This is a genomic window from Actinoplanes ianthinogenes, from assembly GCF_018324205.1.
In the GTDB taxonomy this organism is placed as follows: Bacteria; Actinomycetota; Actinomycetes; order Mycobacteriales; family Micromonosporaceae; genus Actinoplanes; species Actinoplanes ianthinogenes.
Genome location: NZ_AP023356.1, coordinates 3,380,947 through 3,393,073, shown reverse-complemented (window position 1 = coordinate 3,393,073; position 12,127 = coordinate 3,380,947). Strand labels below are relative to the sequence as shown.

The following is a 12,127-nucleotide window of genomic DNA, read 5'->3' as shown; positions in this document are numbered from 1 at the left end:
TGGATTTGTCACAGGCGAAACGCGGGTATGTTTTTGAACTGACCGGTCAGTTTAAATGGGGAGACGTCATGGCGGTGCTGAGCGCGACGGGCGCCGGGGTCCGGCACCACAAGCGCTGGCTGGTGCGCGATCTCGACCTCACGGTCGAGGCGGGCGAGACGGTCGCGGTGGTCGGTCCGCCCGGCAGCGGCCGGACGAGCACGTTGCTGATGCTGGCGCGCCGCTTGCGGTCGTCCGCCGGCACGGTCGCCGTTTCCGGTACGGCGGTGCTCGCGCACGTGGCGGGCGTGACCGATCCGGAGCCGGTGTTCACCGTGCTCGAGCACGTCGAGGAGCGGCTGGCGCTGCTCGGCCGGCCACGGCGGGAAGCCGGTGCGGTGCCGCTGCACGGGCTCGAGCCGGGGTTGCGCGGGCGGGAGCTCACGCCGTACCAAAAGCAGGTTTTGGGTCTGGTCCTGGCGGGTCTCGCGAAGCCTGCGGTGATCGCGCTGGACGGGGTGGACGCGGGCTTGGACGCGCGGGAGCGGGGCGAGCTGTGGGGGCTGCTCGGCGAGCTGACCGCGGGCGGCCTGGCGGTCCTGGTCACCGCGCGGGAGGTGGATCCGGCGCGGGTCAGCCGGGTGGTGCACCTGAGTGATCCGCAGGCCGCGGAGCCGGGGCGGGTCGTGGTTCAGAGCGCGGAGGAGTATGCGGCGACGCTGAACGGCTGGCCGTTCGGCGCGAGCGCCGCGGCGCTCCGAGAAGCGGCCCCGCAGGAAGCGGCCCCGCAGGAAGCGGCCCCGCAGGAAGCGGCCCCGCAGGAAGCGGCCCCACACGAAGCGGCTCCCCAGGAAGCGGCCCCGCAAGAAGCGGCTTCCGATGTAGCGGCGCCGGAAGAAGCGGCTTCCGATGTAGCGGCGCCGGAAGAAGCGCAGCCCGAGAGCGCCGAGCCGGCAGCCACGGAGCCCGAGAGCACAGAGCCGGACGACGCGGAGCCCAAGAGCGCCGAGCCGAACGACGCGGAGCCGAACGACGCCGAGCCGGACGACGCGGAGCCGGAAGAGGAGCTCACGGAAGAGCTCGCCGAGAAGACGGAAAAGGAGCGGAGCGGACAGTGAAAGCCTTCTCACTGGCGGGACTCGAGATCCGCCGCTTCATGCGCAGCCGCCTCACCGCCGCCGCGCTGGCCACCCTCGCGGTCGTCCCGCTGCTCTACGGAGCGCTCTACCTCTATGCCTTCTGGGACCCCTACGGCCACCTCAACCACATCCCGGCCGCCCTGGTGATCGAGGACAAGCCGGCCACCGGCCCGGACGGCAAGACCGTGCACGCCGGGCAGGACCTGGCCGACGAGCTGATCAAGCGGGAGGTCTTCGACTGGCACGTGGTCGACGCGGCCACCGCCCAGGACGGCCTGGAGGGCGGCAAGTACCAGATCGCCCTCGCCATCCCGGCCGACTTCTCCAGCAACCTGGCCGCCGCACCGGACCCCGACGCCACCGCGAAGAACGCGCAGCTGAGCGCGGTCAGCGACGACGCCACCAACTACCTCTCCGGGATCTTCGCCCGGACCGCCTTCGACGAGGTCCGGGCGGCCGCCTCGGTCAGCGCCTCGGGGAAGTACTACGACCAGATGCTGATCGGCTTCACCGACCTGAAGTCGCAGACCGAGAAGGCCGCCGACGGCGCCGGGCAGATCACCGACGGCGCCGGCACCCTGCACGCCGCGATGGCGAAGGAGAGCGCCGGGATCGACACCGCCCACGACGCCACCGGCAAGCTGGCCGCCAAGCTCGGCACCGCCGGGCGCGGCGCCGACCAGCTCGCCGACGGCCTGCACCAGCTGGAGGGCGGCGCCGCCCAGCTCGCGGCCGGCACCTCGGAGGCCGCCGCCGGTGGCCGCCGGCTGGCCACCGCCGTCGACGGCGCGGCCGACAAGGTCGAGCCGCTGCTCAGGGAGAACACGCAGACCATCGAGGACGCGGCGAATCGGGTGGCCCGCGGCGCCGACCTGCTCGCCGCCAACGTCGGCGCCATCGACACCGCCGCCGACCAGGCGGTGCGGGACGCCCGGGAGCTGCGCGCCGCGCTGAACCGGATGCCGGCCGACACCCCGCACCTGGCCGAGGCGAAGCGGCTGGCCAACCGGCTGGTCCGGGACGCCGAGCGGATCCAGCACCGGGTGCGGGCGGCCGATCTGGACGGGCTGCGCGACCGGCTGCGCGAGGTGGCCACCACCGCCCGGGCGGTCGCCGACGCCGCACCGCACCTGGCCGACGACGTCGCCACCGCCCGTACCCAGGTGGACAAGCTCGCCGACGGCCTGAACCAGCTGGCCACCGGCGCGAAGCAGCTGAAGACCGGCACCGCGAAGGCCGCGGACGGCGCCGTCGACCTGCGCGACGGCGTCTTCCAGCTCGCCTCCGGCGCCCGCCGGATCGACTCCGGCCTGGGCAAGCTGTCCACCGGCGGGCACCGGATCGCGAACGGGCTGGCCGACCTCCAGGACGGCGCCGGCGAGCTGGCCGGCAAGCTGAGCGACGGCGCCGAGCAGATCCCCGGTTACGACGACGCGTCGCAGCGCTCCGGCGTGCTGGCCGACCCGGTCAGCCTGGACCGGGTGGTGCACAACCCGGCCGGCACCTACGGCGTCGGCTTCGCGCCGTACTTCCTGGCCCTGGCCCTCTGGGTGGGCGCGATGATCAACTACATGCTGCTGCGCCCGCTGAACCGGCGCTACCTGATGTCCGGCGCGCCACCGCACCGGGTCGCCCTGGCCGGCCTGCTGCCCGGGGTGCTGATCGGCCTGGTCCAGGCGGCCCTGCTGTACGCCGTGGTCCGCTTCGGCCTGGGACTGTCCCCGGTCCACCCGTGGGTGAGCCTGGGCCTGCTGGCCGGCACCGCCACCGTGTTCGCCGCGGTCATGCAGCTGATCGGCGCGGCGCTCGGCGCCCCCGGCCGGATCATCGCGCTGGTCCTGCTGATGCTCCAGCTCACCTCGTCCGGCGGCACCTACCCGGTGCAGACCACGCCGGGCTTCTTCCAGGCGATCCACCCGCTGCTGCCGATGACGTACGTGGTCGACGCGATGCGGCACGCGATCGACGGCGGCGGCGCCGGCCCGGTCGTGCACGGCGCCCTGGTGCTGGCCGGTTTCGGCCTGGTCGCGCTGCTGCTCACCACGGCGATCGCCGGCAGCAAGCGCCGGTTGCGCGCCGGGGACCTGCACCCGGAGCTGGTCATCTAACCTATGGCCGTGGCGATGGACGGGCGGAGCCGCCGGCGCGAGGACACCCGGCAGAGGCTGTACGAGGCTGCCGTGGAGCTGATCGCCGAGCAGGGCTTCTCGGCGACCACGGTGGACGACATCGCACTGCGGGCGAAGGTCGCCAAGGGCACGGTCTACTACAACTTCAAGTCCAAGACGGATCTGTTCGAGGAGCTGCTCCGGCACGGCGTGGGCCTGCTCACCGCCGAGTTCCGGAGCGCCGTCGCCGGCCTGCCGCCACGGGACGCGGTGCGTGCCCTGGTCCGTGCCCAGCTGGGCTACATCAAGCGCTATCAGGCCTTCGCCCAGCTGCTGCTCTCCGAGATGTGGCGGACCAACCGGGAGTGGCAGCAGACCCTGGTCCTGCTGCGCGCCGAGGCGATCGGCGTGATCGCCGAGACGGTCCAGGCCGGCGTCGACTCCGGCGAGCTCCCGGCCGACCTGGACGTCCGGGTGGCCGCGTCGGCGCTGTTCGGCATCGGGCTGGTGGTGGCCGTCGACTGGCTGGTGTTCCAGCCGGACCGGCCGATCGAGGACGTCGAGGAGTCCCTGCTGGCCATCGTCCGCCGGGTGGCCTGACGTGAAGACGGTGATGATCGCCCTGCTCCTGGCGGTGCCGGTCGCCGGCGTGATCGCCCGCTACCTGCTGCGCAGCAAGCCGCAGCCCGGCATCTTCTTGAAGTGAAGATCATCTAAGCTTCGCGCCGTGTCGCACGCTCACGACGTGGTCCTCAACCTCGCCGCCGCCTACCCCGACCTCGGGACGCTGCGCTCCGCCCTGGGCCGCCGCGACTGGCCGGCCTGCCGGGCCGTGCTGGACGCCGCCGAGCCGGCCGCGCGGACCGGCCTGATCCGGGCCGGCGCCGCCCGCGACGGCCTGGAGGAGTTCCTCCGCGACGTGCTGCGCGAGGACCCGGGTGACGGCGCCGCGGCCGCCCTGCTGGGCAGCCATCTCCTCCACCTCGGCTGGGAGGTCCGCACCGAGGCGCCCGCCGAGCACCTCACCCCGGACCAGCGCACGGCGTTCCGGCACTGGCTGACCCGGGCCGAGGAGGTCCTGCTCGCCGGCGTCGCGCACGCCCCGGCCGACCCGGCCATCCGCACCGCCCTGCTGACCTCCGCCCGCGGACTCGCCGCCGGCCACGACGAGGCCCGCCGCCGCTACGCCGACCTCGCCGCGATCGACCCGCACCACCTGCCCGGCCAGCGCGCCCGCCTCCAGCAGTTGTGCCCCAAGTGGGGCGGCTCGTCCTGGACCGAGCCGCACGCCTTCGCCCGCGCGGCCATGCTCGCCGTACCACCCGGCCACCCGCACGCCCTCCTGGTCGCCGAGGCCCACGTCGAACACCACCTGGCCCTCGACTACGACAGCGGCCTCGCCTACCTGCGCTCCCCGGCCGTCCGCACCGACCTGTTCGAAGCCGCCCGCCGCTCCCTCGGCGCCCCGGACTTCCGCCGTCACTACGGCTGGCTGGAAGCGGTCAACACGTTCGCCTTCCTCTTCACCGAGATGCGCGAACAGGCAGCCGCCGCCGAGGCCCTCCGCCTGCTCGGCAACCTGGGCGCCGAAGACCCCTGGCGCTACCGCTACCGCAACGCCGCCTCCGCCATCTGGAACGCCCGAGCCTGGGCCCTCGGCCTGGCCTGACGGCCGTCTCCCGAAACCTTCCCGGCCGCTCGTCCCTCGCGGTCCGCTTTCCACCCCGCCGTCTCCCGGCCGCTGGTCCCTTCCGGTCCGCGGTCAACAGGCCGCTGAACCCCATTTTGTACGGCTACGCAGACTCCCCGTGGCTACACGCGAGGCAGCGCCGACCCTCCCGGCCGCGAGGCACCACCGGGCTGATGCGGCCCCTCACGGCTTATCGTCCCCGCGCACCGAACGTCCCCTGTCGCGAGCCGGTCCCTGACAGCCGTGAGAGCGGTCAGGTTTCGGTCAACCGGCTCGTGACGCGGGGACCAGGGCGGCCGCGCGTCGTCGCAGACACGTGATCGCGGGCGCTGCGCGGCGTACCGAAAGCGGGTGGGGAAACCGTGCGCGGGGAGCGGCGAAGGGGCCGGGCAAGGTTTGCCGGGGAGCGGCAGTGCGATTGGCGATCTTCTTGCAGACATTGACGGGTTCTTGCGTTGTCGCAGGTCAGTTGACGGGTGGCGGAAAAAATCTACAGCGGCGACTCTAGAAATTGTCGCGGAAGAGGCATATGTTCGTGGGGTCGGCCTCGGCCGGCAACGCAACTGGCACAGACGCTGAGTTGGAGAAGGAGGACGAGATACCGCAGCAACGCGTAGTTACGACGTCCCCGACCCGACAAGAGGTGATCGCAGCCGATGCCCATCACTCCGGTCGACTGCTAGCGGCACGCAGCCGGTCGACCACCTGCGCCGACAAGTAGAGTCGGCACCAGAATTGAAAAGCCAGGGCCCCGGTTACCCGCCGGGGCCCTGGACTGTGTGCCGCACGAGGGGACCATGCCCAGGAATTCGGACGACGCCGACCTTCCGGCGTACACGATGGGCCGGGCCGCCGAGCTGATCGGTGTCACCCCGGCATTCCTCCGCAGTCTCGACGACACCGGCCTGATCGAACCGGATCGCTCGGCCGGCGGCCACCGCCGTTACTCCCGGCACCAGCTCGACCTGGCCGCCCGGGTGCGGGTGCTGCTCGACGAGGGTTTCCTGCTCGCCGCCGCGGTCCGGATCGTCACCCTGGAGGACCGGCTGGCCGCCGCGCACCGGCGGATCCGGGAGCTGGGCGGCAAGCTCGGCCCCGGCGAGGACGCCGGCATCCCGGTGCAGACCCGGCGAGATGTCACCGCGCGACAGAACATGTAATCGTCTCTGCATGCCATCGTGGACCGTCGAGGAGTGGCGACGCCCGGGACCCACCCCCGAGCAGCGCCGGAACGATCTGTGGACCGGGGTCGGGGTCACCGCCCTCGCCGTGCTCAGCCTGTACCTGCTGCGCAGCACCGGTTACGTGCACAGCGACAGCAGCCCGGGATTCCCCGAGCAGGTCTTCTGGGCGGTGGTGACCACCCTGCCGCTGGCCTGGCGCCGCCGGTTCCCCGAGGCGGTGGCGGTGGTGATCTCGGTGTTCTTCATCGCCGGGCAGGCCCGCGGCGCCGAGGAACAGCTGCTCGCCAACTACGCGCTGTTCTCCGCGATCTACACGCTCGGCGCGTGGGGGCAGGACCGGCAGCGCTCCCGGCTGCTGCGGCTGGGCATCGTGACGGTGATGTTCGGCTGGCTGACGCTCTCCTTCGCGCTCTATCACGACCTGGTCGTGGCGGCGATGTTCGCCGATGTCACCGAGGCCACCGGCTGGCTGCCCCGGCTGTGGGCCGCGGTCTTCATCGGCTACCTGCAGAACATCGTCTATTTCGGCTTCACCTACCTGATGGGCGACGCGGCCTGGCGTGGCGTGTGGCGTCAGCACCAGCTGGCCGAGCAGGCCGAGCAGTTGCGGGCGGCCCAGGAGGCGGCCGCCGAGCGGGCGGTGCTGAGCGAGCGCGTCCGGATCGCCCGGGAGCTGCACGACGTGGTCGCCCACCACGTCTCGGTGATGGGCATCCAGGCTTCCGCCTGCCGCCGCGCGCTGGACAGGGACCCGTCGAAAGCGGTGCCCGCGCTGACCGCGATCGAGGACGGCGCCCGGACCGCGGTGGACGAGCTGCGCCGGATGCTGGGTGCGCTGCGGGCCGGTGACCCGTCGGCCGCCGAGCTGCCGGGCGCCGGCATCGACAAGATCGAGGAGATCGCCGATCGGGCCCGGGAGGCGGGTCTCCAGGTCCATTTCGGTACGTACGGGGAGCCGGCCCCGTTGCCCGACTCGGTCTCCCAGGCGGCCTACCGGATCGTCCAGGAGTCGGTGACCAATACGCTCAAGCACGCGCGGGCCGGCACGCTCGACATCCGGATCCGGTATCTCGCCGACGAGCTGGAACTCGACGTGGCCGACGACGGGCACGGCGGCGCCGGAGCGGGGGGCAGCGGGATGGGACTGATCGGGATGCGGGAGCGGGTGGCGGTGCACGACGGGACCCTGGAGGCCGGGCGGCGCAGCGGAGGTGGGTACCGGGTCCGGGCCCGGCTGCCGTACGGCTCGATGACGATCGGGAGCGCCGCGTGACGATCCAGGTCCTCCTCGCGGATGATCACCTGCTGGTCCGGTCCGGGTTCCGGGTCATCCTCGAGATGGAGGACGACCTCACGGTGGTCGGCGAGGCCGCGGACGGCGCCCAGGCGGTCGAGCTGGCGCTGCGGCTGCGGCCCGACGTCGTGCTGATGGACGTCGAGATGCCGGTGATGGACGGCCTGGAGGCGACCCGCCGGATCGCGGCCGAGGGCGGCCCGTCGGTGCTGATCCTGACCACCTTCGACCGAGACGACTACCTGTTCGCCGCGTTGCAGGCCGGGGCCAGCGGCTTCCTGCTGAAGAACGGCACCCCGGAGGCGCTGACCGAGGCGGTCCGGGTGATCGCGGCCGGTGACGCGCTGCTCGCCCCGGCGGTGACCCGGCGGGTGATCGCCGAGTTCAGCGCGCCCCGGCAGCGGGCGCCGGAGCCGGGTGTGCGGCTCGGCGAGCTCACCCCGCGCGAGCACGAGGTGCTGGTCGAGCTGGCCGGCGGGGCCACCAACGCGGAGATCGCCGCCGCGCTGCACCTCGGCGAGACGACGGTGAAGACGCACGTGAGCCGGGTGCTGATGAAACTCGGCGCGCGCGACCGCACCCAGGCCGTGGTCCTCGCGTACGAGCTGGGGGTCGTCCGTCCTTCGCGGGAATGACCCGCCGCTGTCCGTCGCGCGCCGGACGCCTCACGTCGTCGCGATCTCTAGCGTTTACCCCATGAACACCGTCCTCACCGTCGACGCGGTCAACCGGTCGTTCGGGGAGCGGCAGGTCCTCAAGGACGTGTCGTTCACCGTCGCGGCCGGTCGGCTGACCGGATTCGTCGGCGCCAACGGCGCCGGCAAGACCACCACCATGCGGATCATCCTCGGAGTCCTGGCCGCCGACGCGGGCACGGTGACCTGGCGGGGCGAGCCGCTGACCCGGGAGATCCGGCAGCGGTTCGGCTACATGCCCGAGGAGCGCGGGCTCTACCCGAAGATGAGCGTGCTGGAGCAGATCGTCTATCTGGGCCGGCTGCACGGGTTGGGCGCCGCCGAGGCCCGCCGCCGGACGATGACCCTGCTCGAGCGCCTGGAGCTGGGCGAGCGCGCGAACGACCACGTGCAGAAGCTGTCGCTGGGCAACCAGCAGCGGGCGCAGATCGCAGCCGCGCTGGTGCACGACCCGGAGCTGCTGGTGCTGGACGAGCCGTTCTCCGGCCTCGACCCGCTCGCCGTGGAGAACGTGCTCGGGGTGCTGCGTGAGCGGGCCGCCGCCGGCGCCGCGGTGCTCTTCTCCAGTCACCAGCTCGACCTGGTGGAACGCCTCTGCGACGACCTGGTGATCATCGCCGACGGCACCATCCGGGCGGCCGGCGACCGGGCCGGGCTGCGCGACCAGTACACGCTGCCGCGGTACCGGATCGAGGTCGGCGGCGACGCCGGCTGGCTGCGCGACGAACCCGGCGTCACCCTGATCGACCTGGACGGCCGGCACGCGACCTTCGACCTGGACGCCGGGACCGGTGACCAGGCTGTGCTCCAGGCCGCGCTGGCCCGGGGCCCGGTGCACGCGTTCGGCCCGGTCCGCCCGTCCCTCGCCGAGATCTTCCGAGAGGTCATCCAGTGAGCACCCTCGACGCCGTCAAACTGGTCGCCGCCCGGGAGATCCGGGTCAAGCTGCGCGACAAGGCCTTCCTCTACGGCACCCTGATCTTCCTGCTCATCGTGATCGCGTCGATCGTCCTGCCGGCCCTGATCAACGGCGGCCCGACCAAGGTCGCGGTCGCCGACCCCGCCTCGGTCAGCGTGCTCCAGCAACACGGCATGGAGGTGCGCACGGTCCCGGACACCGCCACCGCGGAGCAGCTGGTCCGCGACGGCGAGGTGGACGCCGCGGTGCTGCCCGGCCCGGTGGTGATCGGCCTGGACGAGGAGCCGGACCAGGTGGTCCGCGCCCTCAGCGTCGAACCGCAGGTCAAACTCCTCGAACCCAGCGAGGTGGAGGAGGTCGCCCGGGTCCTGGTGCCGCTGGCGTTCGCGATGCTGTTCTTCTTCACCTCGTTCAGCTTCGGCATGCAGATCGCGCAGAGCGTCGTCGAGGAGAAACAGACCCGGATCGTGGAGATCCTGGTCTCCAGTGTGCCGATCCGGGCCCTGCTGGCCGGCAAGGTGGCAGCCCTGACCCTGCTGGCGTTCGCCCAGGTGGCGCTGCTCGCGGTGGTCGCCGTGGTCGGCATGTCGGTCACCGAGGCGGCGCCCGGCCTGCTCAACGCGGTCGTTCCGGCGATCGGCTGGTTCGTCCCGTTCTTCGTCCTCGGCTTCGTGATGCTGGCCTCGCTGTGGGCCGGGGTCGGCGCTCTCGCCTCCCGCCAGGAGGAACTGGCCAGCACCACGATGCCCGCCCAGATGCTGGTCCTGATCCCGTTCTTCCTGGCCGTCAGCGTCCCGAAGGACGGCGTGGCGATGACGGTGCTGTCCTATGTGCCCTTCTCGTCCCCGCTGGCCATGCCGATCCGCCTGTTCCACGGCGACGTGGCCCTCTGGGAGCCGGTGGTGGCCCTGCTGATCCTCGCGGTCACGGCGGTGGCGCTGCTCGCGGTGGGTGCCCGGATCTACTCCGGTTCCCTGCTGCGCACCCAGGTCAAGACGTCGTTCCTGGCCGCTCTCCGCAAGGCCTGATTGCTTCGGTACGCCCGAACGCCCGCCCCGGTCGCGCACCGGGGCGGGCGCTTCGCCGTCACCGCGCCCGGCTCACGGCACGGTGATCGGGATGATCGCCTCCGGTTCGTTGATCAGAACCTGCCCGTCGTACGGCGGTGGCTGCGAGATCGACACGTAGTGGTTGCCGAGGTTCACCGGATCGTCGGCCACCACCGGCTTGCCGGCCGCGACGAAGGCGAACGGGACCGCGACACTCGACCGCGCCCGCGGGCCGGCGACGGTGCAGACCAGCGCCGTGTCGTCGCCGCCGGGCCGGGTGACGCAGCCCGCCCAGCCCGCACCCGTCGGCCGGACCTGGACCGGCAGCACGAGCAGGATTTCGAGCCGGTCCACGTCGACGGCGCCGGCGTTGCGCACCGTCACCGTCAGCCGGCCGGTGTACCCGTCGCCGGCCGTCTGGAAGGCGAGTGGGGAGGCGGCGACGGTCAGCCGGGCCGCGGGCGGCGCCGGCGGGAACGTCCGCGGCCCGTCCACCTGCCGGAACCGGCCGTCCCGCCAGGCATAGGTGCGCCACTGGTTCGGCACGCTGTTCTGCCCGCCGTCGGTGTACTCCGCCGAGACCAGCACCGCGATCCGGCCGCCGTCACGAGCCTCGACGTAATCCATCATGGCGATGCCGTCCTGGGTCCCGACCACCCGGCCGATCGGCTTCAGCTCCCGGCCGTCGCGCCGGAACGCGACGATCTGGCTGCCGCCCGCTTCCGGCCCCTCACCGCACATCAGGTGTGCCACGTAGTCCTTGACGCCGTCCCGGTCGACGTCGACCGCGACCGAGGACAGCACGTTCACCGTCCGGCCCGCCCCGTTCCGCTGGTACTGGCCGCCGGTCAGCGTGATCCGGCCGGTGGGGCAGGTGGGGTCGGCGGCGGAGCCCCAGGACGGCACCGTGACGGTGGCCGTGTCGAACGGGCCGAGGTCCGGTTGGGCGTCTCCCGGCTCGGCCGGCAGCGCGGTCGGCGCCGGTGCGGTGGGCGCCGGGGTGTCGGCCGGCGCGGGTGGCCGGTCGGTGCGGACCGCGACCGCGGCGCTCAGCGCGACGACCACGGCGGCGATCCCGGCCGCGGCGGTCGCGGCGGTGCGGCGGACCCGGATGCGCCGGGAGGTGGCCAGGGCCCGGTCCCGCAGGTCGACGGGTTCCGCCTGCTCGGCCATCGCGCTCAGTCCCCGGCGCAGGTTGTCGATCTCGATCATCGTGCGTCTCCCGTCACCACATCGCTGAGTTCCGGCGCGAGGACCCGCAGCCGCTCGAGCGCCTTCGCGGTCTGACTCTTGACGGTGCCGACGCTGACCCCCAGGACGTCCGCCGCCTGGGCCTCGGTCAGGTCGTCGAAGAACCGCAGGACGATCACCGCGCGCTGCTTGCGGGTGAGCCGGTCCAGCGCGCTGCGCAACGACAGTCGCAGCACCGTCTGGTCGGCGTGGTCGGGTTGTCCGCCGGGCAGGTCCGGCAGGTCACCGGCCGGCGTTTCGGCCACCCGCCGGCGTCGCCAGCGAGAGACCTGCAGGTGATACATGGTCTTGCGGGTGTACGCCTCGGCGTTGCCGCTGGCGTACAGCCGGCGCCAGGCGCGGTGGGTCTGGCCCAGCGCGCTCTGCACGAGATCCTCGGCCAGGTGCTGGTCACCGGTCAGCAGGTACGCCGACCGCAGCAACGCCGGTGTTCTGGCCCGGATGAATGCGTCGAAGTCAGGTGCGAGAGCGTCCACATCCGCCCCTTCCCGACCGAACTGGAGGTGACATACCAGCCAAGACGATAAGTCGCGGGAAAAGGTTGGGGGTCGGGACGAGAAAGGTGGGCGGTGGTGCGGGGCGGGCGCTCGCGGCACAGGCCGCGTGCGGGAAGAGAGAGTGACCGCGCCCCGCACCACCGCGGGAAGGTTGTCGACAACCGGGACGTGAGGAGCTTGCCGAGGGCTTCCCGAACGTCCGGTGAGAGCAAGGTTCGCACCGGGCAGGACAACCGGCAACGCAATTAACGCTGATCATTGACGGCCGTAACACAGCGGAGCGATCATCACCGAAACCCGTGGCTCAGGTCACACCTTCGGC

General features: G+C 72.4%; 11 protein-coding genes. 9 read left to right on the top strand and 2 right to left on the bottom strand.

Annotated elements, in window-relative coordinates; all coding sequences use genetic code 11:
* Positions 1-68: 68 nt before the first annotated feature.
* The 9 genes from Aiant_RS15190 (at position 69) to Aiant_RS15150 (ending at position 10,036) form a co-directional block, all read left to right on the top strand.
* Positions 69-1,097 (top strand): ABC transporter ATP-binding protein, encoded by a 1,029-nt coding sequence (locus Aiant_RS15190; RefSeq protein WP_189328878.1) that lies wholly within the window; start codon positions 69-71, stop codon positions 1,095-1,097.
* Positions 1,094-3,226 carry a YhgE/Pip domain-containing protein gene (locus Aiant_RS15185; protein ID WP_229829847.1) on the top strand — a complete coding sequence of 711 codons (2,133 nt, stop codon included), beginning with the start codon at positions 1,094-1,096 and terminating at the stop codon, positions 3,224-3,226. The genes Aiant_RS15190 and Aiant_RS15185 overlap by 4 nt, the downstream gene beginning before the upstream one ends.
* A gap of 15 nt (positions 3,227-3,241) precedes the next feature.
* Positions 3,242-3,826 (top strand): TetR/AcrR family transcriptional regulator, encoded by a 585-nt coding sequence (locus tag Aiant_RS15180; RefSeq protein ID WP_189328986.1) that lies wholly within the window; start codon positions 3,242-3,244, stop codon positions 3,824-3,826.
* A gap of 127 nt (positions 3,827-3,953) precedes the next feature.
* Positions 3,954-4,895 (top strand): hypothetical protein, encoded by a 942-nt coding sequence (locus Aiant_RS15175; protein WP_189328879.1) that lies wholly within the window; start codon positions 3,954-3,956, stop codon positions 4,893-4,895.
* Between the two features lie 818 nt (positions 4,896-5,713).
* Entirely contained in the window at positions 5,714-6,076 is a 363-nt protein-coding gene (locus Aiant_RS15170; RefSeq protein WP_189328880.1) for a MerR family transcriptional regulator, read from the top strand.
* A gap of 10 nt (positions 6,077-6,086) precedes the next feature.
* Positions 6,087-7,373 carry a sensor histidine kinase gene (locus Aiant_RS15165; RefSeq protein ID WP_189328881.1) on the top strand — a complete coding sequence of 429 codons (1,287 nt, stop codon included), beginning with the start codon at positions 6,087-6,089 and terminating at the stop codon, positions 7,371-7,373.
* Positions 7,370-8,029, top strand: a complete 660-nt coding sequence (locus Aiant_RS15160) for a response regulator (RefSeq protein ID WP_189328882.1) — start codon at positions 7,370-7,372, stop codon at positions 8,027-8,029. The genes Aiant_RS15165 and Aiant_RS15160 overlap by 4 nt, the downstream gene beginning before the upstream one ends.
* Positions 8,030-8,090: 61 nt before the next feature.
* The gene (locus Aiant_RS15155) at positions 8,091-8,984 is read left to right on the top strand and encodes an ABC transporter ATP-binding protein (RefSeq protein WP_189328883.1); all 894 of its coding nucleotides are present in this window, start codon (positions 8,091-8,093) and stop codon (positions 8,982-8,984) included.
* Entirely contained in the window at positions 8,981-10,036 is a 1,056-nt protein-coding gene (locus Aiant_RS15150; protein WP_189328884.1) for an ABC transporter permease, read from the top strand. Before Aiant_RS15155 ends, Aiant_RS15150 begins: the two co-directional genes overlap by 4 nt.
* A 72-nt stretch (positions 10,037-10,108) precedes the next feature.
* Here Aiant_RS15150 and Aiant_RS15145 read toward each other — a convergent pair whose 3' ends face one another.
* Complete coding sequence (locus Aiant_RS15145; RefSeq protein WP_189328885.1) at positions 10,109-11,269, bottom strand: hypothetical protein; 1,161 nt, start codon at positions 11,267-11,269, stop codon at positions 10,109-10,111.
* Positions 11,266-11,784: a SigE family RNA polymerase sigma factor gene (locus Aiant_RS15140; protein WP_189328886.1), complete on the bottom strand. Its 519-nt coding sequence runs from the start codon at positions 11,782-11,784 to the stop codon at positions 11,266-11,268. Before Aiant_RS15140 ends, Aiant_RS15145 begins: the two co-directional genes overlap by 4 nt.
* Positions 11,785-12,127 lie beyond the last annotated feature (343 nt).

Coding starts and splice junctions, on each gene's coding strand:
- Aiant_RS15190 (WP_189328878.1), top strand. CDS start 69: ATGGCGGTGCTGAGCGCGACGGGCGCCGGGGTCCGGCACCACAAGCGC.
- Aiant_RS15165 (WP_189328881.1), top strand. CDS start 6,087: ATGCCATCGTGGACCGTCGAGGAGTGGCGACGCCCGGGACCCACCCCC.
- Aiant_RS15145 (WP_189328885.1), bottom strand. CDS start 11,269: ATGATCGAGATCGACAACCTGCGCCGGGGACTGAGCGCGATGGCCGAG.
- Aiant_RS15170 (WP_189328880.1), top strand. CDS start 5,714: ATGCCCAGGAATTCGGACGACGCCGACCTTCCGGCGTACACGATGGGC.
- Aiant_RS15155 (WP_189328883.1), top strand. CDS start 8,091: ATGAACACCGTCCTCACCGTCGACGCGGTCAACCGGTCGTTCGGGGAG.
- Aiant_RS15180 (WP_189328986.1), top strand. CDS start 3,242: ATGGACGGGCGGAGCCGCCGGCGCGAGGACACCCGGCAGAGGCTGTAC.